At 26.9% G+C, this 25905-nt stretch carries 28 protein-coding genes; 1 reads left to right on the top strand and 27 read right to left on the bottom strand.

The genetic code is table 11. The annotated features are described in order from the left end of the window. Nucleotides 1-22 precede the first annotated feature (22 nt). The 4 genes from ACMX2D_RS00895 to dltD (ACMX2D_RS00880) form a co-directional block, all read right to left on the bottom strand. On the bottom strand, nucleotides 23-310 hold the full coding sequence (locus ACMX2D_RS00895; protein WP_009447698.1) for an FtsB family cell division protein: 288 nt from the start codon (nucleotides 308-310) through the stop codon (nucleotides 23-25). Between the two features lie 60 nt (nucleotides 311-370). Further along, nucleotides 371-610 (bottom strand): RNA-binding S4 domain-containing protein, encoded by a 240-nt coding sequence (locus ACMX2D_RS00890; RefSeq protein WP_414972373.1) that lies wholly within the window; start codon nucleotides 608-610, stop codon nucleotides 371-373. After that, nucleotides 610-1128, bottom strand: a complete 519-nt coding sequence (locus ACMX2D_RS00885) for an adenine phosphoribosyltransferase (RefSeq protein WP_414970958.1) — start codon at nucleotides 1126-1128, stop codon at nucleotides 610-612. The genes ACMX2D_RS00890 and ACMX2D_RS00885 overlap by 1 nt, the downstream gene beginning before the upstream one ends. 97 nt (nucleotides 1129-1225) lie before the next feature. Continuing rightward, nucleotides 1226-2383, bottom strand: coding sequence for a D-alanyl-lipoteichoic acid biosynthesis protein DltD (dltD, locus tag ACMX2D_RS00880; protein WP_414970959.1), 1158 nt, complete (start codon nucleotides 2381-2383; stop codon nucleotides 1226-1228). Between the two features lie 521 nt (nucleotides 2384-2904). Between dltD (ACMX2D_RS00880) and dltD (ACMX2D_RS00875) the strand changes: the two genes are divergently transcribed. Then, on the top strand, nucleotides 2905-4047 hold the full coding sequence (gene dltD / locus ACMX2D_RS00875) for a D-alanyl-lipoteichoic acid biosynthesis protein DltD (protein WP_414972372.1): 1143 nt from the start codon (nucleotides 2905-2907) through the stop codon (nucleotides 4045-4047). Between the two features lie 238 nt (nucleotides 4048-4285). Here dltD (ACMX2D_RS00875) and ACMX2D_RS00870 read toward each other — a convergent pair whose 3' ends face one another. From ACMX2D_RS00870 to ACMX2D_RS00760, 23 genes are all read right to left on the bottom strand, one after another. Continuing rightward, nucleotides 4286-4417, bottom strand: a complete 132-nt coding sequence (locus tag ACMX2D_RS00870; RefSeq protein WP_414970961.1) for a hypothetical protein — start codon at nucleotides 4415-4417, stop codon at nucleotides 4286-4288. Beyond that, nucleotides 4411-5583, bottom strand: coding sequence for a D-alanyl-lipoteichoic acid biosynthesis protein DltB (gene dltB / locus ACMX2D_RS00865; RefSeq protein WP_414972371.1), 1173 nt, complete (start codon nucleotides 5581-5583; stop codon nucleotides 4411-4413). The genes ACMX2D_RS00870 and dltB overlap by 7 nt, the downstream gene beginning before the upstream one ends. Before the next feature lie 2 nt (nucleotides 5584-5585). Further along, a complete protein-coding gene (dltC, locus tag ACMX2D_RS00860; protein WP_414970963.1) occupies nucleotides 5586-5813 on the bottom strand; it encodes a D-alanine--poly(phosphoribitol) ligase subunit DltC in 228 nt (75 codons plus the stop codon). 10 nt (nucleotides 5814-5823) lie between these two features. Then, nucleotides 5824-7338 (bottom strand): D-alanine--poly(phosphoribitol) ligase subunit DltA, encoded by a 1515-nt coding sequence (gene dltA, locus ACMX2D_RS00855; protein WP_414972370.1) that lies wholly within the window; start codon nucleotides 7336-7338, stop codon nucleotides 5824-5826. A 358-nt stretch (nucleotides 7339-7696) separates the two neighbouring features. Further along, nucleotides 7697-8068 (bottom strand): RidA family protein, encoded by a 372-nt coding sequence (locus tag ACMX2D_RS00850; protein WP_233055351.1) that lies wholly within the window; start codon nucleotides 8066-8068, stop codon nucleotides 7697-7699. Nucleotides 8069-8084: 16 nt separating this feature from the next. Continuing rightward, nucleotides 8085-8393 (bottom strand): ribosome silencing factor, encoded by a 309-nt coding sequence (rsfS, locus tag ACMX2D_RS00845; RefSeq protein ID WP_009447725.1) that lies wholly within the window; start codon nucleotides 8391-8393, stop codon nucleotides 8085-8087. Nucleotides 8394-8397: 4 nt separating this feature from the next. Further along, nucleotides 8398-9543, bottom strand: coding sequence for a nicotinate-nucleotide adenylyltransferase (gene nadD / locus ACMX2D_RS00840; RefSeq protein WP_414972369.1), 1146 nt, complete (start codon nucleotides 9541-9543; stop codon nucleotides 8398-8400). Nucleotide 9544: 1 nt separating this feature from the next. Then, nucleotides 9545-9838, bottom strand: a complete 294-nt coding sequence (gene yhbY / locus ACMX2D_RS00835; RefSeq protein ID WP_009447733.1) for a ribosome assembly RNA-binding protein YhbY — start codon at nucleotides 9836-9838, stop codon at nucleotides 9545-9547. Nucleotides 9839-9850: 12 nt separating this feature from the next. Beyond that, nucleotides 9851-11116, bottom strand: coding sequence for a GTPase ObgE (obgE, locus tag ACMX2D_RS00830; RefSeq protein WP_414970971.1), 1266 nt, complete (start codon nucleotides 11114-11116; stop codon nucleotides 9851-9853). 69 nt (nucleotides 11117-11185) lie between these two features. Further along, a complete protein-coding gene (gene rpe, locus ACMX2D_RS00825) occupies nucleotides 11186-11845 on the bottom strand; it encodes a ribulose-phosphate 3-epimerase (RefSeq protein WP_414970972.1) in 660 nt (219 codons plus the stop codon). Beyond that, the gene (gene rsgA / locus ACMX2D_RS00820; protein ID WP_414972368.1) at nucleotides 11846-12721 is read right to left on the bottom strand and encodes a ribosome small subunit-dependent GTPase A; all 876 of its coding nucleotides are present in this window, start codon (nucleotides 12719-12721) and stop codon (nucleotides 11846-11848) included. 1 nt (nucleotide 12722) lies between these two features. After that, nucleotides 12723-14663 (bottom strand): Stk1 family PASTA domain-containing Ser/Thr kinase, encoded by a 1941-nt coding sequence (gene pknB / locus ACMX2D_RS00815; protein ID WP_414972366.1) that lies wholly within the window; start codon nucleotides 14661-14663, stop codon nucleotides 12723-12725. Beyond that, nucleotides 14657-15409: a PP2C family protein-serine/threonine phosphatase gene (locus ACMX2D_RS00810; protein WP_414972365.1), complete on the bottom strand. Its 753-nt coding sequence runs from the start codon at nucleotides 15407-15409 to the stop codon at nucleotides 14657-14659. The genes pknB and ACMX2D_RS00810 overlap by 7 nt, the downstream gene beginning before the upstream one ends. Nucleotides 15410-15687: 278 nt before the next feature. Continuing rightward, nucleotides 15688-16884, bottom strand: a complete 1197-nt coding sequence (locus tag ACMX2D_RS00805; protein ID WP_414972364.1) for a S41 family peptidase — start codon at nucleotides 16882-16884, stop codon at nucleotides 15688-15690. Between the two features lie 12 nt (nucleotides 16885-16896). Then, on the bottom strand, nucleotides 16897-18093 hold the full coding sequence (locus ACMX2D_RS00800) for a murein hydrolase activator EnvC family protein (RefSeq protein WP_414972363.1): 1197 nt from the start codon (nucleotides 18091-18093) through the stop codon (nucleotides 16897-16899). A 10-nt stretch (nucleotides 18094-18103) separates the two neighbouring features. Then, nucleotides 18104-19000: a permease-like cell division protein FtsX gene (ftsX, locus tag ACMX2D_RS00795; protein ID WP_414972362.1), complete on the bottom strand. Its 897-nt coding sequence runs from the start codon at nucleotides 18998-19000 to the stop codon at nucleotides 18104-18106. After that, nucleotides 18987-19676, bottom strand: coding sequence for a cell division ATP-binding protein FtsE (gene ftsE / locus ACMX2D_RS00790; protein WP_009447864.1), 690 nt, complete (start codon nucleotides 19674-19676; stop codon nucleotides 18987-18989). The genes ftsX and ftsE overlap by 14 nt, the downstream gene beginning before the upstream one ends. 135 nt (nucleotides 19677-19811) lie before the next feature. Continuing rightward, entirely contained in the window at nucleotides 19812-21476 is a 1665-nt protein-coding gene (ptsP, locus tag ACMX2D_RS00785; protein ID WP_414972361.1) for a phosphoenolpyruvate--protein phosphotransferase, read from the bottom strand. A gap of 46 nt (nucleotides 21477-21522) precedes the next feature. Further along, on the bottom strand, nucleotides 21523-21783 hold the full coding sequence (locus tag ACMX2D_RS00780) for an HPr family phosphocarrier protein (RefSeq protein WP_414972360.1): 261 nt from the start codon (nucleotides 21781-21783) through the stop codon (nucleotides 21523-21525). A 178-nt stretch (nucleotides 21784-21961) separates the two neighbouring features. Next, nucleotides 21962-22429 carry an OsmC family protein gene (locus ACMX2D_RS00775; RefSeq protein ID WP_029948606.1) on the bottom strand — a complete coding sequence of 156 codons (468 nt, stop codon included), beginning with the start codon at nucleotides 22427-22429 and terminating at the stop codon, nucleotides 21962-21964. Beyond that, complete coding sequence (locus ACMX2D_RS00770; RefSeq protein WP_414972359.1) at nucleotides 22422-23603, bottom strand: 5-methyltetrahydropteroyltriglutamate--homocysteine methyltransferase; 1182 nt, start codon at nucleotides 23601-23603, stop codon at nucleotides 22422-22424. Before ACMX2D_RS00770 ends, ACMX2D_RS00775 begins: the two co-directional genes overlap by 8 nt. 7 nt (nucleotides 23604-23610) lie before the next feature. Further along, nucleotides 23611-24432, bottom strand: a complete 822-nt coding sequence (locus ACMX2D_RS00765; RefSeq protein WP_004833077.1) for a phosphate/phosphite/phosphonate ABC transporter substrate-binding protein — start codon at nucleotides 24430-24432, stop codon at nucleotides 23611-23613. Between the two features lie 73 nt (nucleotides 24433-24505). After that, nucleotides 24506-25633 (bottom strand): acyl-CoA dehydrogenase family protein, encoded by a 1128-nt coding sequence (locus ACMX2D_RS00760; RefSeq protein WP_029948604.1) that lies wholly within the window; start codon nucleotides 25631-25633, stop codon nucleotides 24506-24508. Nucleotides 25634-25905 lie beyond the last annotated feature (272 nt).

Raw genomic sequence — 25905 nt, 5'->3', positions numbered from 1 at the left:
CTCCTTTCTTTACTAAATTAAACTAATCGTTATCCTTATACTTTACTACTACTTCGTCTTTTTCTATCATCCTAAGTTTTTCTCTAGCTACTTTTTTAATAAATTCTTCACTATCAACTTTTTTAAGATTATCTTTTGCTTCTGTAATTTCAGCATCCAGCTTTTCTTTTCTCTCTGTTAAAGTTTGAATTTTACTATTTAGTCTGTTTTTTTCCTTAACTTGATAAATAAAAGTTTTTCCAAAAACGAGACAAAATGTAAAAAATATTAAACTATAAAATCTAATTCTATTTTTATTTCTCTTATTCATCAAGTCATCACCTCTTTCTACTATAAATTATATAACAAACACTATAATTTTTCAATACTTTCACAGATTTTCATACATTTTCTGTGCATCTTCTTTCTTTTGGCTATCAGTTATATCTAAAACTCTAATTTTAACTTCAGAATTTCCAAATTTCAATTCTATAATATCTCCAACTTTAACTTCATCGGAAGGTTTCATAGCTTTACTGTTTCTAAAAACTCTTTCTTTTTCGCAAGCCTCTTTTGCAATAGTTCTTCTTTTAATCAGTCTTGAATTTTTTAAAAATTTATCGATTCTCATTAAATATTATACTCCAAAACAGCATCTATTTGATATTCTTTATTTCTTTCTCTACCTTTCAAGTCTGTCAATTCCATTAAAAATTGCATTGAAACAACTTCCGCTCCTTGAGACTCAATCAATTTTGCACAAGCATTAATTGTTCCACCGGTAGCAAGCAAATCGTCAACTATTGCAACTCTATCTCCACTTTTCAATGCATTTTTACAAATTTCAAGAACATCTGTTCCATATTCTAATGCATATTCAAAAGATACAGTTTCTCCAGGTAATTTACCGGGTTTTCTAACTGGAATAAATCCTATATTTAGAGCATAAGCTACAGCAGAGCCAAAGACAAAACCTCTTGCTTCCGGTCCTACTATATAATCTATATTTCTATTTTCTAAATGTTTTTTCATAATATTTACAGCTTCTTTAAAAGCTTCTGCATCACTAATTAAAGTAGTTATATCCTTAAAACTGATTCCTTCTTTTGGAAAACCATCTATAACTCTAATCTTTGATTTTAAATCCATAATTTCCTCCTAAATTTATGTTGGCTACTCATTATATAACATTTTAACTTTTTTTGCAATAATTTAGGAGAATTTATTGAATTAAAATATATTTCTATTAATCATTATTATATTTTAATAAATCTTCCTGTAATTGTAAAAGTCCAAGCCTTCCTAAATGTGTAGCATCTTTGAAAAAATATTTTGTATAAGAATATTTACTATAGTCAATTAAATTTACATTATTTTTTGCTGAAATATCTCTAATTCTTTTATAAAAGTATTCTATCTCATCCTTTGGAACACCTGTATAGTCAGCCCAATGTCCTTGAAGCGGAACTAAAATAAGATTAACTTTAAAGCCCAAATCTCTTGCAACATCCAAGAACAATTGTAAATCTCTATATTCTTCTTCACTTCTATACTTTGTATTCTTTGCAGAGTTTTTTAACTTTGCAAAATTTTTTCTGAAATTCTTATCAAAATATTTATTATACATAAAAAATTTATTTTCATTAGATTCTTCTTTTGCAGTATCTAGTGCTTCTTTTCTAAGTTTTTCCCAGTCAAATCTTTCAGGAGCTTTTTTATCATTTACACTGTCATCTCTATGATATGATTTTAAAAACTTACTATTTGCAATCAATTTGTACTTTTCAGCATTAGCATTGTTTATTGTCTTATCCACAGGATTATCTCTTTTTAATCTTTCAACTATTCCAGTTACAATATTATTATTTTTTGAAAGCTCCAAAATTCTATTATAGATTTTCTCTTTTGTTTCTTTAGAAATCTTTTTGTTTTTATATAAATTATACAAATGATCTATTGAAAATCTAGGTTGAAAAGCTTCAGGGCTCATTCCATTTTTTTCAAACCATTGCATAGATAATATTAAATTAACAGTTTTTACCGGTGATTTTTCTCCAATTGAACCCAAAGTTATAGCTTGAATTATAGATTGATAAAATCCCTCACCAATTTGCATAATATTTCTATCTGAATAATCCAAAAATTGTTTTGGATGTTCCTTCCAATCATTTGTTACTATAAGTTCAGAAGAACCTAAAAGTATTATAGTCCCTTTTCCTATATTTTTTATTATAGCATCATGAGATTTATATTTATTTGGAGAATCATTATATCTTATAGAATTATTCTGAACGGATAACTCATCAAACTCCTTTTTCTCCTTTTTAGTATAAAAATGTAAAAATGTAGAAGAAATAACTAAAGATAAAATTATTGCTACACTTAATGCTTTTAATCTCTTCATAAACACCCCTAAAAATTATTATATATTAATTTACGACATTAACATCGTACAATACTCAAAAAAATTATAGATTTTTAAAAAATCTATATAAATATTAAAATTTTTAAAAACTCCACAAAATTATCCTAAATAATTTTACAGTAGAAACTTTAAATAAAACTAAAAAATTATTAGAATACTATTAATCATATAAATAGAGAATACCATCTGTATAATTAAATTACCTTAAAAAACAAGAATGAAACTCTCTTTTGAGAATAATATTATATCACAAAATCATAAAAAAGCAAAAAATCAATATTAAGTAACTCTTACAATTTGATATGATAATATTTAAACTCAATAATATATGTTGAAAAAAAACAACCTATATGATATAATTTATCCGTTGATTATGGAGTATTTTAGGTTTTTTAGCTACTTTTTAAGTATATGAAACTTAAAAAAACTGTATTTTTTTACATAATATATGAATTTAATTTTATATAAAAATTTGTATATGACAACTATTAGGAGACATTATGAAAAGATTAAAAGCATTAGCAATTTCACTAATTTTATCTATTTTTATTTCTTCTTCCATACTAATATTTTATTCAAAAAATATTGAGAAAAATATAATTGTGAAAAATAATAGTATAAAATATAATACTTTGTATTCAAAGTATAATTCTTATGATGTATTGACAAAAAATATAGATAAAAATACAATTTTACTTATGGGATCGTCAGAACTTGTAGCAACATTGGAAAATGAGGAACACCCAAAACAATTATTAAATTACTCTGATAAGAATATTATGCAAATAGGTGGAGGTCATTACCAAAGTTTATTGCAAGCTATTATTTTAGGTTCAATAGGAAATAATATACCAGTAAAAAAAGTTAATTTAATAATATCTATGCAGTGGTTCGAAAAAAAAGGTTTAGAAAAAGAAGCTTTTGAAAGTAGAGTTTCATTAGATCATCTTTACCATTTCTTTGAAAATAAAGATATTTCAAAAAATACCAAAGAAAAACTTTATAATAGAATAAAGGATTTGACTGATTCAACAAGTTTTATACTATCAAATGTTGAAAATGTTTATAAACCTAATTATTTATATCAATTTATAAATCCTATTTTGAAATATAAATATAGTTTAAAAGAAAAAAGAGACTTTGTAAAAAAATATAAATATGATAATTCTATAAATAAATTAGAATTCAAAGAAATAAATTGGGAAACTTTAGAAAAAGAAGCTACTAAAAGAGCAGAAAAAGAAACAGATAATAACAAATTTTACGTAGAAAATAAATATTATAATGAATATATAAGAAATGATTTAAAAAAATATGAAGGTTATATGAGTAACCAGAATTATTCGGAAAGTCCTGAATATGATGATTTGAAATTATTTATTGAAATAGCAAAAGAACTTGGATTTGAAGTGAATATAATAATGATTCCGTTGCAAGGATATTGGGCAGATTATACTGGAATACCAAAAAAATCCATAGAAGAATTTTATGATAAAATAAAACAAATAGTGAAAGAAAATCAAGTACATCTTACAGATTATAGTATGTATTCATATAAACCGTATTTTTTTAACGATATAATGCATTTGGGAAGATTAGGTTTTATACAATTACAAAAAGATTTACTAGAATTTAACAAATAAAATTAAGATAAAGGAGTAATATTATATTTACTCCTTTTTCAAGTGAAAATTTACAAAAAATAGAATAACTTGACATTACACTATTCTTTACGTCCAGTGAGTTTCTAAGAATATTCTTATTTAATAATAAGAACCCCACCCTTCCACGATGCTTCGCATCGGGTGGGTTCCCGGGAACCTTGTTGTTTCACAATAAAAAAGGTTGAAAATTTGAAAAACTCAACCTTAAATTTTATCATTAAAAATTACTATATATAAAATCTTTTACAACATTAAAATCATACAATACACTAAAAATAATTAGTGAGGAAATCATTAATGTATAAAATGCAACTCTAAATATAAATTCCTTTGTTTCTTTTTTTACCATAATCTACCTCTTAATACTTTTAAAATATATACAAATTGTTCAGAGAATATAAAAAATCCGAACATAACTAAATTAAAGGTAACAAAGATAGATGAGTACTCAAACCATTTTTTACTCTTATTAGCCTTATAAAATTTAGTTTTTTGGAAATACTCAGTAAATGCAAGAATAATCCCATGATATAAACCATATAAAAGATAACTTAAGTTTAATCCGTGCCATATCCCCATAACTGTCATATTAACTATATATGCAACCATTGCTGTTATTAAAGAACTTTTTATAATTTTTTTCTTAAACATAGCAAAAACAAGTCTGCTAAAAATAAAATCTCTAAACCAATGTGATAAACTGATATGCCATCTATTCCAGAAATCTTTCATATCTTTTGCTAAAAACGGTTTATTGAAGTTCATTGGTGTTTCAATTCCAAATATTTTACTAACTCCAACAGCCATTAAACTATATCCGGCAAAGTCAAAAAACAAATAAAATCCGTATAGATACATATACATTAACATATTAGGAATTGTATAGCTTGCATCTAAAATAGCACTTGACTTATCAAAAATTAATTGTGATAAAATCATTTTATAAACAAGCCCTTGTAAGATATATTCTATCCCTTTTCCTAAATTGTCCAAATATTCATTTTTACTAATTGTTTTTTCCAAATCTTTAAAAAATCTTCTACTTCTGTCAATCGGACCTGATGAAAGTGTTGGAAAAAATATCATAAAAGATAGATAGTCGACAAATTTTACCTCTTTTATCAACTTATCTTTTATCTCTATAAGCATTTGCATTACTTTAAAAGTTATATATGATATCCCTAGAAAACCCAATTTATAATTAATTTTTGTAAAAGGTAATATACGAGCTAGAATAAGTGGTAATAAACTTAAAATTATAAATATAGAAACTCTGTCAAAATTTTTCTCAATTTTCAACTTTAAATATATTTTTATCAACACGAACTCATATATTACAAAAATAATTAATGATATTAGTGAATTTATATTTTTTGAATATACTAAAAAACAAAAAACTAATGAAGTTACAAGAATATAATATTTACTTTTCTTTTCTTTAATGCCTAGAAATATCGCTGGTATGGTCATTAAAATAAGCACCAACCAAAAATTTAAGCCACTAAAAAACTCCATTTTTAATCCCTACTGTTTAAAAATTCTATTATTTTGTTTGGTGTATTAACTACTTCCTTATCTAATTCCATTATTCCTAAAGTAATTCCCAGTTGTTCTTCTACTTCAACAATAAATCTAACAAGTCCTAGCGAATCCATAAGACCTTCTTCAAATATATTAACATCCGGAGTATCTCTTAAATCCTCTTCACAAATATCTTCTAAAATTTCAAATACCTTTTCTCTCATAATAATTTTCCTACCTTTTTTCTAATATTTTTTGTAATTCTTTTCTATCTACTTTTCCATTATTATTCATTGGTAATTTATCTAAAAATTTGAATTTTTTTGGTACCATATAACTAGGAACATATTTTTGTAACTCTTCTTTTAAAAATTTTGTATATTCTTTCTCATCCTTGATTTCATTACTTACAACAAAAGCAGTAATACTCTTTACTTTATTGTCCGAATCATAATTTGGCAATGCACAACAGGAGCTTATTCCACTAATATTTAAAAGATTGCTCTCAATATCTCCAAGTTCAATTCTATATCCATTTAACTTAACTTGAAAATCTTTTCTATTTGAGAAAAACAATTGTCCTTCTTTATAAAATCCTAAATCTCCTGTTCTATAAGCTCTTTCATTATTTTCAGTAACAAAAAAAGCTTTTTCAGTTTGAATAGGATTTTTATAATATCCACTACTTACCGTATCTCCAATTATTACAATCTCACCAATTTCGCCATCATCAAGAATTTTATCTTCATCTCTTATTTCGATTCTACTTCCCTTTTTTACATCTCCAAGTGGAAGAGTCTCATATTTTTCTATAACCTCATCTGTAATCAAAATATCTGTAACACAAACTGTTGATTCAGTAGGTCCATAAGTATTAATTACTTTTGCATTTGGAAATCTGTTATTTAATCTTTGAGCAGTCTTCTTTGTCAAAACTTCTCCGCAAAATAAGAAATACTCTATATTTTTAATATTTTCAGAATTAAATTCCTTCATAGACAAACACATATCCGCAAATGACGGTGTAGAAACCCAATTTGTAATACCTGATTTTTCTAAATTTTCATAAAGTTTAGCAAAATCTTGTTGATCTTCCTTAGTTATCGCAAATAAAGTGGATTCAGAATACAAAGATAAATACAAATCCATCACAGATAAATCAAAAGAAAAAGGAGCTTGATTTAAGTAAACTTTATTCTTTCCATTTCCTACTACATTATGTATCCAATCAATATAATTATTCAAATTGTCATATGTTATTTGAACCCCTTTAGGCTTTCCGGTACTTCCTGAAGTGAAGATTATATATACAATATCTTCAGGTTCAATTTCATATAGTCCTTCATTAGAAATATCATCATATTTTTCATTATAAATAATATCTAAAATTTCTTTTTTATCCAATATATTAAATTTGTCATCAACTGTCAAATCTTCTGTAAATATTGAAAATTTTGAATCTGTTATACTCAATACATCTTCAACTCTATTTTTAGTAAAAGAAATATCCATAGGACAATAAGGATGTCCTGACTTTGTACAAGCTAAAAAGCTTACTAACATTAAAAAATCCTTATGTCCATAAACGGCAATCGCATCTTTATTACCGATTCCAAAATTTTGCAAAATATATTTTGCAAGTCTATCTGAATATAGCATAAGTTCTCTATATGTAATAGAGCTTTCATTACAAATATAAGCAATTTTTTCTGAATTTTTATAACTATTAAATGTTTCTAAATACTTCACAAAAAATCCTCCCAATCATTAAATATTTTATAAATTTATTTATACTAAACTTTATCCTATTTTAATGAAATTAATTTATTATTAAAATAATTTAATACAAAATGAAACATAATAGGACCATTATATTTTAAAACATAAACTTTAAATAAAACTAAAATAAATAATAACTTATTTTCTATTATAATTTTATAATTTTACGAATTATATTATAACAAAATTACAGTAAAAATAAAACCCCAAAAATACATATAAAACACAAATCTGTTAAATATTTATTAAAATAATTAAAGATTACTTATAATCAACTCATTTTTAGACAAAAAAATACTGATGTATTTAAACATCAGTATAAAAATTTTTAAACAGCAGCTACTGCTTCAATTTCAATTAAAGCATCTTTTGGTAATTTAGCAACTTGAACCAATGCTCTTGCTGGCTTATGATCACCAAAGAATTCTGCATAAACTCCGTTAATTGCTTCAAAGTCATTCATATCTTTTACAAAAACATTAACTTTTACAATACTTTCTAAACATCCACCACCTGCTTTAATAATTTCTAAAACATTTGTTAAACTTGCAAGTGTTGCTGCCTTTATTTCAGTTTGTAATTCTCCGTTTGTTATTGGTAATTGTCCTGAAACAAATATTAAATTACCAACTTTTCCAGCTTGTGAATAAGGTCCGATTGCTGCAGGAGCCTTATCAGTTTTTAAAAATTCTACGCTCATTTTTTCCCTCCTAAATCTATGCCCACAATCTTTCAAGATTGTAATAGCTTCTATAATCTTTTGTCATAATATGAACTATAATATCTCCACAGTCCAATAAAATCCAATTTCCTTCTTTATATCCTTCTGTACTTAAAAAGTCCATATCATTCTCTTTTAATTGGAATTCAATTTCATCACAAATAGCTTGATTATGATTAACTACATTTCCTGTTGCAATAACAAAATATTCAGCGATTGAGGACTTTCCTCTTAAATCAATGCTTACAACATTTTCTGCAATCTTATCATCTAATGCTTTTAAAATAACGTCAAGTTTTTCCATAAAATCACCTCATATTTTCCAAATAATCTCTTGCTTTAACAGATAAAGGATGAATTTTTTGAGATTTTTTTTCTAAATATTCAAAACTATCATTTAAAAACTTAATTATAGCCTTGTCAATATCATAATCTGCAATTTTCCTAAGTTCCTCAACTGTATCATACTTTCTGTTAGGCTCAATTTTATCTGATATAAATAAAATCTTTTCGATTAAAGACATATTTTCTCTTGCTGTCGTATGATAACGAACTGCTGAAATTACTTCATCGTCAGAAATACCATACAAATTTTTACAAACAGCCGCACCTATCGGTGCATGTTGAATATTTTTACTATTCTTTTCATCATCATCAAATATTATATCAGAATTAAGATTTTTATTCAACATATAATACTCTTCCAAATTCTTTGCACAATCGTGAACAAGACCTGATAAATAAGCCTTATTTTCATCAGCATTATATATTTTAGCAAGTCTTTTACAGTAGTCAGCGACTCTTAAGGAATGTTCATATCTGTTTTTTGAAAGTTTATCTTTTAAATCTTTTTTTATACCTTTTATATCAAAGTAATTAAGCTCTTCATAAATATATTTACTTACCTTATTAGGAACAAGATATCTTATAGATTTTTTTTCTTTCATTCTATTTCTAATATCTGTTGAAGAAATAGGAATAACAGAATTTTTAATAATATTTATATCATATTTTTCTATTATTTCACTATTTTTCTCTAAAATATAATTTAAATCAAATTTTCTTAAAAAAACTATAATTGAAGTAATCTCTAAAAATTTTTCATATTCATTCCAAGACTTAATACTTAAGAATTCATCATCTCCCATAATAAAATAAAATTTATCTTCACAATTACAAAAATTATCTCTAATTGTATTATACGAATAATGAACCTTGTTTGAATCACTTTCAACAAGTGAAATTTCAAAATTCTCATTATCTTCTAATGCTAATTTTAACATTTCAACTCTCGTATCAAAAGAAAATTTTTCAACAAATCTATGTGGCGGATTTGAATTCGGAAGAAAAATAATTTTATCAAGTCCCATTTCCAATAAGCAGTCCTCGGCAATTTGTAAATGTCCATTATGAATAGGTGAAAAACTTCCACCTAAAATTCCAATTTTTTTCATTTTATGGCAACTCTATTCTATTTTCATCTTTTCTTTTTCTTCTATAGATAACAAATTTATTTCCTATATGTTGAACAAATTCTGCTCTAGTTTTTTGTAAAACTAGGTCAACTATTTCTTTATTGTCATCTAAATTATTATTTAATATTTTTATTTTTATAAGTTCTCTTTTCTCTAAAGCTAAATCTAATTGTCTTATAGTTTCATCGTTTACACCATATTTTCCAATATTCATAACAGGTTCCATATTATGAGCTAAAGACTTTAAAAAAGCTCTTTGTTTTGGGTTTATCATATTATCTCCTTATTATTCAAAAAATTCAAATTCCATTTCTCCTATAACAATTGTTTGTCCTTCTTCTACTCCTCTTTGTTTTAAATCTTCAATTACACCCTTATCAGTTAAAACTTTTTGGAAATATTTTAATGAGTCATAATCTTCAAAATTAGTTATATAAACTAAATAGTCAATAAGAGGTCCTTCAACATAGAATGTTCCATCTTCACTATAAATTTCATATGCCTCTTTTTCAACTTCTTCTATATATTCATATTCTTCATCAAAAGTTTCATAATCTATTTCAATTTTTGATAATTCTTCAAATATTTTATATTTTAATTCCTTTACTCCCTTTTGAGTCACTGCTGAAATTTCTAATACAGTTCTATCTTTGAAGTATTCTTTTACTCTTTTTAAATTTTCATCAGAAGTTAATAAATCTATTTTATTAGCAACAATTATTTCTTTCTTATTTTTAATATTTTCATTATAGAGCTCTAATTCCTTATAAATTGTATTGTAATCTTCTATCGGATCTCTTCCTTCTATTCCTGAAACATCTAAGACATGAACTAAAAGTCTAGTTCTTTCGACATGTTTTAAAAATTCAAAACCAAGTCCTATTCCCTCACTTGCTCCTTCAATTAAACCTGGAATATCAGCTATTACAAAGGATTTATTTTCTTCAACTCTACAAACTCCTAAATTCGGCTCTAAAGTTGTAAAATGATAATTTGCAATTTTAGGTTTTGCATCACTCAAAACAGAAAGCAAAGATGATTTCCCAACATTTGGCAGTCCAACAAGTCCAACATCAGCAATCAGTTTTAATTCCAATTTTATTGTTCTTTCTTCTCCCTTTGTTCCGGGTTGTGCAAAACGAGGTGCTTGTCTTGTACTAGTAGCAAATCTTGCATTTCCCTTACCACCTCTACCTCCTTTAGCAACTATAAATTTATCATCCTTAACTTTAAAATCGTGAATAACCCTATTAGTTTCAAAATCCTTAATTAATGTTCCAACGGGTACTTTTACGATTAAATCTTCACCTTTTTTACCATATTGTCTTTTAGTTTTCCCATTTTCTCCATTTTGAGCAAAGTAGTGTTTTTTATATCTAAAATCCATAAGAGTTCTTACTCCCTCATCGGATATAAAAATTACACTTCCTCCATCTCCGCCGTCGCCACCATAAGGTCCCCCATCCGGTTCGTATTTTTCTCTTCTAAAAGAAACACAGCCATCTCCACCTTTTCCTGCTCTTAATTCTATTTTTGCAATATCTATAAACATATTTACCTCTTTTTCTTTCTTAATTACAAAAAAGATTGAGAACTCAATCTTTTTTATTATAGCTCATAATTATTTTTCAAAACTTTTAAAAATATCTTTATAAGCCTTAATTCTATTTTCTTTATCAGCAAAAATATCTGAACCTGAAACTATCAATTCCGCTCCAGCTTCAATTACATCTTTAACATTTGTAGTTTTTACTCCACCGTCAACTTCAACTATAACATTCAAATTTTTTTCTTCTATTTTTTTCTTTAAATTTTTTATTTTATCAAGAGCAGAAGGAATAAAACTTTGTCCACCAAATCCGGGATTTACACTCATAATTAAAACTAAATCTAAATCTTCCAACACATAATCCAAAACGTCAATATTAGTTGCAGGATTTAATGAAACTCCGGCTTTCATTCCCAATGATTTGATATAAGAAATAGTTCTATGAAGATGCTTACAAGCTTCATAATGAACAGTTAAAATATCAGCTCCAGCATCTTTAAAGTTTTGAATATATCTATCAGGATCTTCTATCATTAAATGAACATCAAAAACCATATCCGTTAAAGGTCTCAACTGTTTAATTATCATAGGCCCAAAAGAAATATTTGGAACAAACATTCCATCCATTACATCTAAATGTAAATATTTAACTCCGTTTTTATCTAAAACTTCAATATCTGATTTCAAATTTGTAAAATCAGCTGATAACAATGATGGTGATAATTCTAACATTTAATACCTCCTGTTTTTTAAATACTCATTTAAATAAAATATATAACTGTCATATCTACTTTTACTTATATTTCCTTTTTCTAATTCATTTTTTACAAAACAATTCGGTTCATTTATATGCTTACAATCAGAAAACTTACATTTAGAACCTAACTCAAACTCCACAAAGGCATCCCTAATCTGAGTTTCGTTATCTATAAACTTTGTCAAGTCAAGAGAAGTAAAACCCGCAGTATCTATAATAAATGAATTATCAAAAAATTCATATAAAGTTGCCGCTCTTGTAGTATGTTTACCTCTTTTTGTCTTATTACTTATCTCTCCAACCCATATATTATATTTAGGATTAAGAAAATTTAAAATTGTACTTTTACCAACACCAGACGGTCCTGTAATAACTGAAATTTTATCCTTACAAATTTCTTCAAACAATTTTTTGTTATCCAAACTTATGCTATTAAAAATTATTTTATATCCAAGTTTTTCATAAGTATTTTTAAAATCTATTTCCAATTCTTTATCAATCAAATCACATTTATTCAAACACAAAACTATTGGAATTTTCATTATTTCATAATACATTATATATCTATCGATAATTTTATATGAAATTTCAGGTTCTTTCATTGAAAAAACTATAATAGCTTGATCAACATTTACAACCGGTGGTCTTAAGATTTCATTTTTCCTTTCAAACACCTCTACTATATAAGCTGTATCATCTTCAAAGATTTCAATCTTAACATTATCCCCAACCATTGGAGATAATTTTTTGTTTCTAAAAACTCCTCTAGCCTTTGACATATACTTTCCACTATAAGTTTTTACATAATATAAATCTTTTGAAATATCAAATATCACTCCTATTTCAAACATATTAATTCTCACCTGATAAAATAAGTTCTCCGTTTACATAAACATTGAATTTATCGGTAGATTTAGCCTTTATATTTATTGTCAGCTTTCCTCCACCGGTAACCATTGTTTTCTCATATAACTTAGTTTCACCATTTTCAGTGTTTTTAGTAACTAATAAAAGATAATTCTTACTTGGCTCATTTATAGTATATTTTTTTGTAACAGAATCTGATTCGCTATAAGAAGTTAAATTTAATACATTATCAGTATTTGATTTTCCTGAACTTACAACGATGTCAATCTTAGTTTCTGCATCAACCTTTACTCCTTTTCCATAAGATTGCCAAATTACAGTTCCTGCTTTTTGGGAATCTGCTTTCTTTTCAGTTCTACCAACAGCTAAACCGCTATCATAAAGAGCCTTAATTGCCTCTGCTTCAGTTTTTCCAATTAAATCAGGCACTTCTACCTTTTTATCTTCTTTACCTCTACTTACTACAATATCAATTTTAGTTCCTTTTTCAACTTCTTCACCATAGTTTACACTTTGGCTTACTACTTTATTTTCATCTACTTTATCATCATATTTTCTTTCAACTTTACCCAATGTCAAATCACTCTTCTTCAACAGTTCTTCAACTTTTTCAAACTCAACATTTGATAGGTTTGGAACTATCGTTTTATTTTTTCCTACACTTACAGTTAATTCAACATTAGTTCCCTCTTTTGCTTCGGCATTAGGATTAGGAGATTGTTGAACAATCTTTCCGGCTTCAACAGAGTCATCATTAACAGTCTTTACGATTAATCCATTAAGCTTCTTTTCTTTTAATAATTTTATAGCTTCATCTTTATCCAAACCAATAACTGCCGGTACTTTTACAGTGTTTGTAGCTTTGTTGGAAACTGCTAATCTGTAAATAAAGAATACAGAAGCAATTATTAATAAAGCTAGAACAACATAAGTTACAGTATAGTCAAAAATTCCTTTTTTCTTATTTAACTGTTCTCTATTTTTATTATTATTTTTTATAATCGGTTTATTAACATCTTTATTTTTACTTGTTTTATAAACAGACTCCTTATATAGTGCTCTATTAGAATTATCATTAAAAGTAACCTTTTGATTATTTTCAATACGCTTATCATCTAATGCTTTGATTAAACTTTCAGCACTTTCAAATCTATTTTCCGGATTTTTTTCCATACATTTAACAATAATTGCATTCAACCAAGACTCTAAATTTGGCACAAACTTAATCGGCTCAACCAGTGGTTCATTTATATGTTGCATCGCTATTCCAACAGCATTATCAGTATCAAAAGGAACTTTACCTGTCACCATTTCATACATAACAACACCTAGAGAATAAATATCTGATTTTTCATCAATAAATTTCCCCTTTGCCTGTTCAGGTGAAATATAATGTACAGTTCCAAGCACTGATGAAGTGTAAGTTATAGTTGAACTTGTAGCAATTCTTGCAATTCCAAAATCAGTAACTTTAACATTCAAATTTTCATCTATAATAATATTATGTGGCTTTATATCCCTATGTATTATATGATGTTTATGTGCACAATCTAAAGCATTTGCTATTTGTTTAGAAATAGAAACCACAGCATTGGAATTTAATCTACCTTTGTCCTTTATTAATTCATTTAAAGTTTTTCCTTTTATATATTCCATAACAATATAGTTATGTGTTTTACCATCTTCTATATGTTGTCCTACATCATAAATTTTAACAATATTTTGATTATTTAAATTAGCAACAGATTGAGCTTCTATAACAAATTTTTTGATAAATTCTTTATCTTCAAGATATTGTTCCTTTAAAACCTTAACAGCAACAATTCTTTTTAAATAAATATCTTTAGCTTTATATACAATGGCCATTCCGCCAATTCCAACTTTTTCAATTATTTCATATCTGCCATTTAAAATTGATCCTAACATAAAATCTCCTCATCATTTTTAAAAATTCCTACAGTAACATTATCTCTTGCTAAACCATTCTTAACAGTAAATATAATATTATCTACCATTTCTTTTGCACTATATTTAAAATCTAACATTTTTGAAATTTCTTCATCATCCAGTTCGTTTGTAAGCCCATCAGAACAAACAAGCAAAATATCTCTTGGCTTAATTCTAATTGAGTCAACATCAACTTCTACATATTTTTCAATTCCAATTGCTCTTAATATGGAATTTTTATCATTATAATTTTTTACTTCCTCTTCTGTCAATGCTCCACTTGAATATAAATATTGAACCAAGGAGTGATCCTTTGTTAACATTCTAAAATCTACATCTTTTATATATATTCTACTATCCCCAACATGAGCAAAATACAAAGTATCCCCATCTATTAGAAGTGTTTCTAGCGTAGTCCCCATAAGTCTTTTAGAAATTTCATCTTCTCCGGAAATTTTTTCTAAATTAAGTTCATATATAATTTTATTAGCCTCGCAAAATGCGTCTACTAATAAATGAGAATAATTAGAATACAGTTTATAATTATCTTTTATGTATTTCATAACTACATTAACTGCTTTTTCTGATGCTACTTCTCCATGTTCATGTCCTCCTACACCATCAGCTAGAATTAATATATTCAATTTTTCAAACTGTTCAAAAAGAAAACTGTCTTCATTATTTTTTCTAACATTTCCTTTATCTGAATTCATATAAAAAGACATAAAACACTCCTTAAAAAAACTATATGAAAACATCTAGTTTCCATAAAAATATTATATTCTAAATATTTCAATAAGTCAAGTTTGAATTTTTTAATGTTGATATTTCAATATCTTTATTTAAAATTTTTTGAAATAATTTTTCTATCAACGCTAAAAAATTAATAATTTATAAAAAATTAACTAAAAACATCAATATAATTATTTTATAAATTTTACTTTATTTTTGTACAAAAAAGCAACTATAAAAAATTACAGTTGCTTTTTTAAAATCCAAAATATTACTTCAACAATTCTATTGCCTTTTTCAATTGTGAATCTGTATCTAAATGTTCTATTCCAATTTTAGAATTATTACTTTGTTCAACCTTATAATCAGGTTCCAATCCGACTTTATGAATTTTTGTTCCATTAGGTCCAAAATATTCAGCAACAGTCATTTTTATTCCTTCAGTCTTTCCACCATTACTTATAGGAAAGATTGATTGAATAATTCCTTTTCCGAAAGACTTTTCTCCAACTAATGTAGCTTTCTTATTATCATGAAGTGCAACACTTAATACTTCAGATGCAGAAGCTGAGCCTCTATTAATCAAAACTACTATAGGAATATCAATTCCTTTTCCACTTGCCTTTTCAACAGTTTCTTTTCCTTTGCTATCTACAATTTTCATAATTGTAGAATCAGGTAAAAGTTTGTCTGCAACTTGTTTAACCGCTGTTAACAATCCTCCCGGATTATTTCTAAGGTCAATTATTAAAGATTTTGCTCCTTTACTTAGACCTTCATCTATAGCTTTTTCAAAATCCGCTCCCGTTTTTTCAGCAAAATTAGTAATTTGAACATATAATATTCCATTATCTAAAAGTTTTGAAATTACAGATTCAGTAGTTATTTCTTCTCTTTTTATAGTAAAATCAATAATCTTTTCTTCAGAATCTACAACTCTTTTAATTGTAACCTTAACCTCTGAACCTATTTGCTCATTTCCTCTCATAAGTTTAACAGCTGATTCTAAATCATTTTTATTTAACTCTTCGTCATTAATTTTTACTATAACATCCTCAGACTGAATACCCGCCTTTTGACTTGGACCTCCTTTTATAGGAGCTACTACAACTACTTCTCCTTTATCATTAACACTAACCTGAACACCTATCCCAATGAATTTTCCAGTACTAGTCTTTTGAAGTTCCTTCATATCCTTTTCAGTCATATATTGAGTATAAGGATCTCCTAAAGAAGAAAATATTGCTTTTTTTATTTCAGTATTCATTTTTTCATAATCAATATCGAAATAATATTTATCTTTTATTGCATCTACAAATGATTTAAAACTACCATAATCAGCAGTTTCTCCACTCTTTGTATTCTGTATTGTTACAACTGAAGAATTCTGTCCAGCCTTGAATGATATAAATGAACTTAAAAATATCATCAAGACTAAAAAAATCGTAATTTTTTTGTTTTTTATCATAAATTATTGCTCCTAGTGATTCAAATATTTTAGAGGATCAACTGGATATCCATTATATCTTACTTCAAAATGTAAATGTGGTCCTGTTGAATTTCCTGTAGAACCTACTAAAGAAATAACTTGTCCCTTACTTACTCTTTGTCCTGCTGAAACAACTAAACTAGAATTATGTCCATATACAATAACAATATTATTTGTATATTTTATCATAACAGCATTACCGTAACTTCCATTCCAACCTGATGAAATTACAACACCATCAGTTGCAGAATACACAGGAGTACCCGTAGGAGCAGGAATGTCAATTCCCCTATGTCTTTCTCCACCACTACCAATCGGTGCATTTCTCCAACCAAATGGACTGGAAATTCTATGGTAACCTTTAAGTGGCCACATCATTTCTCCATTTGATGGACGAGCATCTATTTTACCGTCATCAATATCTTTTTGAATCTTCTTTTCGTTCATTCCTCTTAAAATATCCGCTTTTACTTTTTCTTCAAAACTTATATTTGCGTCTAAATTCTTAACTTTATTTTGTAATTTATCAACTTCTGATTTTGTAAACTCTATGCTTTCTTCCAATTTTGCAATACGTTGTTTATTCTTTTCAACTTCTTCAGTATAAGCTTGATATTTTACTTCCATTTCTTTTTTCTTAACTACTTTTTCTTCTTTTCTTGCTTCAAGTTGTTCTTTTTCTTTTACTAAAGCAAGCTTATCGTTTTTTAAACTTGTAATTAACTTTTTATCATAATCAGCAATTGATTGCATCATAAAATATCTTGATATAAAATCTCTTATATCTGATGCAGAGAATAATACTTCAATAGAATTCAAATCTTTATTACCATACATTACACGAACTCTCTTCTTAAAAAGTTCTTGTTTTTCGTAGATTCTATCTTCTAAAATTGTTATTTTTTCTTTTGAAGCTTGAATTTCTTCAGATAGTTTAGTAATTAAATCTTCTAAATCGGTAAGATCTTTATCTAACTGATCAATAATTTTTTGCTTTTCAACAATTTCCTTAAAAGCTGAATCTTTTTGAGTAGTCATATCTTTAATAGATTTTTTCTTGCTTTCTAAGTTTTGTTCTTGATTTTGTTTTTCTTTCTTCAAATCATCAACTTTGTCAGCATGAGAAATCATTCCTGAACCTAACATTGAAAACAAAAGTATTAACGCTATAAATCTTCTTTTTTTCATACAAAACCACCTAAACCTTCATATATTTTCTACTTGAGAATATTGATGCTAAAATTCCAATTCCAATACCTATTCCAAAATATGCTACTGCAACATAAAACCCGAAAACATTAACAGGTAAAAGATAATTAGAAAATAAATTATTTACTCCCCAAGCAAAGCTATTATAAACATATTTATAAGCAAAGAATATCATCGCAAAAGATATCCCTGCACCAAGCAACCCGAGAACCATACCCTCTACAATGAAAGGTCCCGTGATACTCATATTTGTCGCCCCTATATATTTCTTTATGCTTATTTCTTTTCTTCTTGCAATAACTGTCAGTTTAATAGTTATTGACATTATAAAGAAACTTACCAATAACAAAACACCAACTAATGTAATTCCTACATATTTAACCATTTCTGACATCTTTGTTATTTTATCAACTATATCTTTATAATATACAACTTTTTCAACACCTTTAATATTATATATATTAGATGCAACTGTATTTGAATTTTCAATATTTTCAACTTTTAATTCATAACTTTCAGGAAGTGCTGATTCCATTCCGTCTAATAAAAATGAATTCTCCTTCCACTGTTCTTTCATTTTTTCTAAAGCTTTTTCCTTTGAAACATAATTTACTTCTTTTACATTTTCAATTCTTTTTAACTCTTCTTTAATTTTAAAAACTCTTTCTGATGTAACTTCCGGTTCCAAAATAACATCAATTTGGTCAACCTTTGTCTTCATATCTTCTACTACATTATTTGCTACAAAAACCCCAAAAGTAATTCCTCCAAGAATTAAAAGCATTGAGCAAATAGAAACAATTGAAGCAACACCCATAGATTTGTTTCTCCAAAGACCAACTAAGCCTTCTCCTATTGCAGAAAAAAATCTTCTAATTGAACTCATCGAAATAACCTCCACGTTCCTCATCATTAATCATTGCACCATGATCCATACTAATAACTCTCTTCTTAAGTTTATTAACTATATCTTTATCATGAGTAGAAACTATAACTGTAGTACCTTTAGCATTTACATCTAAAAGTAGCTTCATAATTTCCTCTGAAGTATTCGGATCTAAATTTCCTGTAGGTTCATCTGCAATTAAATATTTCGGTCTATTTATTAGAGCCCTTGCAATACAAACTCTTTGTTGTTCTCCACCGGATAATTGGTTTGGAAAAGAATCTGCCCTATCAGACAATCCTACTAATTCCAAAATTTCTTTAACTCTTTTATTTATCTCTTTTTTAGAAACTCCTAAAATTTGTAATGGATATTTTATATTATCAAAAACTGTTTTTCCTTCTAATAATCTAAAATCTTGAAATACAATGCCCATTGTTTTTCTAAGTTGAGGAATTTTTCTATTTCTTAACTTGACTATATTTACATTATCAACGATTATTTCACCTGTTGTAGGTTTTATTTCTCTTAAAAGCATTTTTATAATACTTGTTTTACCGGCGCCACTGGCTCCTATTAAAAAGACGAACTCTCCGTCTTCAACCTTGAAACTAAGATCCTTCAAAGCACAAACATCGTTTTTATAAACTTTATTTACTTCTATAAATTCTAACAAATTATCACCTCAATTATTATTATATATAACTATCAGGACTATTATAACATAAAATTTACAAAATGTAGTAAAAAAAGCATAAAAAGTTACAAAATAATTACAATAATATTACAAAAAATTAACATTTATCTTTTTCTATTTGTTATCAAAATAATTTATAACTGATCTACCGGTTTTAAATTTATTTATATTATCAAAAAAGTCTAAATAATTATTATGGTCAAATAATTTTATTCTTTTCTTTATTCTTTGCAATACATCATTAGTAACGCTAAATTCATCAATTCCAAGTAAAATTAATAATTCAACTGCGTCTAATTCACTAGCGAAATTACCACACATTGAAACTACTTTTCCATTTCTATGTGCAATATCCACTACACGATGAATAGAACGAATAACTGACGGACTATAGCAGTCATAAAGTTGTTGCATTTTGGAATTTTCTCTATCACAAGCCAACATATATTGAACTAAATCATTTGTCCCTATACTTACAAAATCAACCTCTTTAACTAAAATATCAAAAAGAAAAACTGAAGCGGGAGTTTCTATCATTATTCCAAATTCAATATTTTCATCAAAATCTATTCTTTCCTCTCTCAATTCATCTTTAATTTTCAAAATTTCATTTTTAATCCATAATACCTCATCTAATGTTGTTATCATTGGAATCATAATTTTTATATTTCCATAAGCTGAAGCTTTTAAAATGGCTCTTAGATGCTTTCTTAACTCTTTATGGAATTCTTTATAAATTCTAAATCCACGAAGTCCCAAAAATGGATTTTTTTCCTCATCCAATCTGAAAAATTTTGACTTTTTATCTGCTCCTATATCAAAAGTTCTAATTATAATAGGCTTATCTGTACTCTCTGCTAGTTTTTTAAAAACTTCAAATTGATATTCTTCAGTTGGCGAATCATCGGACATATATAAAAATTCAGTTCTAAACAATCCACAACCATCCGTTCCGTTCTTTAGAGAAACTTCAAATTCTTCAAAACTTGAGATATTACTGCAGACTCTTATATATCTATTATTTTTTGTCCTTACTATACTATTATCTAAAAACTCTTTTTGTGAAGACTTTAATAATTTTTTATACGAATTAATCATTTCTTCATCAGGACTTAAAATTAATTTTTCTTCAACACAGTCTAAAATACAATCAAAGTTTTTATCTTTTAATTCTTCCAAATCTAAAGAATCACAGATAATATACGGAATTTGCAAATTTTTTGCATATAAAGAAGCATGAGAAGTTTTTCCCCCATTTTTTGAAACAATTCCCACTAATTGTTCTTTATATTTATCAATAATCTTTGGAGATAAATTTTCTGTAAAAAGTATAAATTTATTTTCAAAAATTTTAACATCCTCAACAGAATTTAAAGTTTTCATAAATTCTTCTTGAATTGAAATATAATCATAAATTCTATCTCTCATATAGTCGGAGTCAAGATTATTTAACTCATAACAAATATGAGCAAAAGTTTCCTCTATTGCTTTTTCTAAAGACTTATTTTCTTTTAATATTTTATTCTTTATTGTATCTTTTAAAAATGGATCATCAATCAATTCAGTATGAACATTTAGTAAGTTTTCAAGTTTTTCATCTTCTGCTTTAATTCTATCAGCATCTAAATAAGTTGAAAACAAATTTTCAAATCTTTTTATTTCCTTTTCTTTTTCATCATCAGATATATTATCTTTAATAAAATTCTTTTCATAAAACAAAGTTATAGCTTTGCCATATGCAATTCCGTCCGAAACAGAAAAACCATTATATATTCTCATAATAACACACCAAAAAAGCTCCTCTTTCGAGAAGCTATCCTTAAAATTAATCAGCTAAATTTTCTATGAAGTTTACAACTTCTCCTAAAGTTTTTTCTTCATTTTCTCCATCAACTCTCAATGTTACTTCAGTTCCTTTAGAAATGCCTAAACTCATAACATTAAAAATACTTTTCGCATCAGCCACTTTGTTATCCAAAATAATTTCAATGCTTTCATCAAATTTCTTAACAAACTGAACTAAAGATGCAGCAGGTCTTGCGTGTAATCCCGTTTCATTTTTTATTATAACGTTTTTTTCTACCATAATACGCCTCCTAAATTATATTAATATCTAAACCAATTATATTTTACCATTATTATGAAAACAATTCAATACCTTTTTAAAAATATTTTAGTATTTCTGTCAGTCTTGGAAAATATATAAAAATAGACCTAAAATCATTAACTTTTCAATTAATAATTTAGGTCTATAAATAAAAGTTTTATAATATTGGAATAAATTTTATATTAATATCCATTAAATCCTTAAGTGTGTTATAAATAAAACAACTATTCAAAGATTTTTTGCAAAATTCAATTAATTCATCATCTTCAAGATCTGAAAACAAATATACTGTGATATCACAACTATCAATTTTTGCTTCTTCAGAATAGCCTTTAACAGCTAATACTGTCAGCGGATTTTTTAGTTTTATTTTAATTTTCCCTTCAATATCCTCTAATTTTATATTAAGTTTTTTTGAAACAAAAATTAAATTATGAATTATCCCTGAAATAATTGAGCTTGCAAAATAATTAAAAGAAGTTTTATTGCTATCTTCTATATCAAAACTTATCTGAGAATTCACTTCAATAAAGTCTTTTTCTGTAAAAACTTTTACAACATCATTAGAACTTAAAACTGCTCTGTAGGAAGCGTCATAATTATATGATTCATATAAACTACTCATACATTTCTCTTAAAGCATTTTTAGCTATTTGTAATTGTTCAAACTTCTTTTCAATTATTTCAAATGTACTTACAGGTCTATTTGAAAAAGTAGCAAAGCCACAATCAGGATTTAACCAAAGTCTTTCTTTAGATATAAATTTCAACGCTTCTCTAGCTCTGTCAATTATTGATTGTGCTGTTTCAATAACATCCGTTCTAGGATTTATAACTCCAAGCGCAAGAATTGAATTTTCTTTAATTTTTTCACTTGATAATAGAGAATCAAGCTCTCCTGCACGAGGAGTTGAAAATTCAAGCGTCAAAATATTTGGAGATGTTTCTTCAAAAAGAGGAACAAGAGGTGTATATGGTCCTTTAAGCAAAATACTCTCATCCTTACTCCAGTTTCCTCTACAAACATGAAGTGAACTAAGTACAGGTTTATCCTTCATATAATCCATAACACATTTTATTAAATTAGTAGCAAATATTAATTCCTCTGTAGGATCCTTTCTTTCAGAAAGAGCAGCACACATAAAAGATCTTGTTTTTCCTTCAGAAAAAACAACTTCTGTAAGTACAGGCTCATCGAACTGGATTATATCAACACCAGCTTCTATTAAATTGTCAATCTCTTGTTTTAAAATTTTTACTACATCTTTACCTAATTCTTCTTTGCTATTATAAAATTTTTTACTAAGAGCAGGAAGCCACATAGATCTTGTCATAAGATAGGGACCCGGAAGTGTTGCTTTTACAGAAGAAGTTGTAATTTTTTTCAAGAATTTTATCTCATCGGAAACTAAACTTTTATTATATTTCAAAACACCGTTACAAATAGCATTTTTTATACTAACAGATGGAACATCAAGTGTTTCCAAGATTTGTTCGAACGCCTGTTTATCGTCTATATATTCAAGCATATCACCCATATTCATCATAACAACTCCATCTATCCTATCTGCTACAAAAGAAACATAATTATCTCTTGCCAATTCTCCATTAGTTATTATATCTATTGAATATTTTTCTTGAAGTTTAACCAATTTTTCCGTTTCGATTTTTATTAATTCATCATATTTCTTTTTGAAATCTACATCAGATTTTAATCTTCTCTTCAAAGCCATTATCTCTTTACTTCTTGGCAGACTTCCTATAAGAGAAGTTGTAAATGGTTTAAAAGTTTTTTTCATCTCATACCTACTTATAAAAAGTTTCTAAAAAATTAATATATTCATTTGCATTTTTAATTTGTTCAAATCCTGTTGTTCGACCAATAACCCATTTTTTTAGCCCTTCCATATCCATCATTTCTTTATGTTCAGGGTTATTGTAATCCATTTTGTGTAAAATTTTTGCAAACATTTCAAATTTTTCAACTTTAAGATCAGGTCTTCCTGAAAAAATGCAATGATCAAAAAACGGAGTTTTATAAATTATATCAACTTGATTTTTATCAATAGTTCCGTCTTGTATCCATGCATCATAATTCAAATCCAACATCCAAGTAGCATCAACTTCGCCATTAAGCATAGCTTTTGCTGAATCCAATTCTCCACCGACATGATCTCCATGAAGTCCAATTCCTATATCAAATCTTTTTTCAACATAATCTTTATTAAATTCAAGACCATGTTGATATAAATTATATATAGGTATAAGTCTGGCTTGAGGAGAATCAATAGCACCAAATCCTATCATTTTTCCCTTTAAATCTTCTATAGATTTTATATTTGAAGATTTTTTTACAACCAAATAAGTTGAACGATCATTATCTGTATCTCTCATAGAACCATTTAGTGCTTTCCCATTAGTTCTTAAATTAGCATCTAACCACGCAAGAGGAGAATTCCAAGCAACATCAATTTCTCCTTTCATAAGTCCGTCAACTTGTGATCTATAGTCTTTGTAGTAAATCGGTTCAATTTCAAAACCTTCTTCTTTGAAGAAATCGGCAATTATCCCCCAAATAACAGTAACTCTAGGTGCATAAACTACTGCTCCAACTTTTAATTTATTCATATATGTTCCTCCTATTTTGTAAATATTTAAGATAAATTTAAGCAAAAAAGCCTATTTATTAAAAAATTGAAATTTAGATTAAAGGTAGTCCCAAAAGAGCTCTTCCCAACCAAAGAATTAAAACATCAACACTTGGTGCCATAATTTGTCCGGCATAAGAATCTCTTAAAAGTCTTTCCATTATTCCCATTTTATTATAAGCTTTTCCACCTCCAACTCTCATTCCTAATCTTGCAACTTCAATAGCGGCCTCTGACGCAAAAATTCTAGCTGATATAATTTTCACTATAGCATCACTTTCTCCAGCATCAGCAGCTCTGGCTGCTTCTTTTGTTCCTAAGATTGCAGCATTAGTTTGAGAATATATTCTTGAAATATGTGTTTGTACAGTTTCATATTCTGCAAGTTTAGAACCAAAAGTATGTTTCCTATTTGTTGCATGACTTAACGCTTCTGAAAGAACAGCTTCACAAACACCTGTATAAACTGAAGCTAAACCTGTAATAAAGAAAGGTGCAACAACTTCAAAAATATGAGTCATAGCATCTCCAATTTTACCTATTCTATATGATTTCGACAAATGAGCATCTACAAATTCCATAGGACAAGAAACATTTCCTCTCATTCCTAAACCTTGCCATTCGCTTTGCTTAAATTCAACACCTTCAGTTTCAATAGGAACAATCCAGTTATCAATTCCTTCACCTGATTCTGAAGAAGAAAGCAATAGATAATAAGAAGCTTGTCCAGCAGATGTAACCATACTCTTTGTTCCATTTAAAATTACTTCTTTATCATTAAACTCAGCTTTAATATCAGGTCGATAAAAATTTGTCCCTGATCCAAACTCTGAATAAGCAAATCCTAAAAACTTATTATTTTCAACAACATCTTTAACAATTTTGCTTTTTAGCTCATCGCTAGCATATTTCAAAACAATACTTAAACAAACATTATGCATCATATAACAAAGTCCGGCTGTTGCACTACTTTTAGCAAAAGCCATACATGCTTCAGAATGCTCTGTCATTCCTTTTCCTAATCCCCCAAGTTCAGTAGGAATCATCAATTTGAAATATCCAGCTTTTCCCATTTCTTTAAAAGATTCAACAGGAAATTCCATCTTTTCATCAATCTCTTTTGCATAAGGCAAAATATGTTCCTTAGCAAATAATAATGCATCTTCATAAAACTTACTCATACTAACCTCCAATTTTAAAATATAAACAATCTTTATAATCATTAAAGATTATTAAATGTTTGCCCATTATAGCATAATAATAATCATTTTTAAAAATTTGATTTGATAGTCTAAATAATTTTTTCTTATTTTATAATTTATTGAAATTTCAATATTTATAAGCGTTTATCAATAAATATTACTTATTATATAAAATACATATATATAAATTTTTTATATAATTAATTTTAGTAAATATTGAAATTTACAAATAATAAAATTATCAAATTATA

The organism is Parvimonas oralis, from assembly GCF_047608425.1.
Taxonomy (GTDB): Bacteria; Bacillota; Clostridia; order Tissierellales; family Peptoniphilaceae; genus Parvimonas.
Note: the sequence above shows the minus strand (reverse complement) of the source record. Positions and strands in the feature narration are given on the sequence as shown.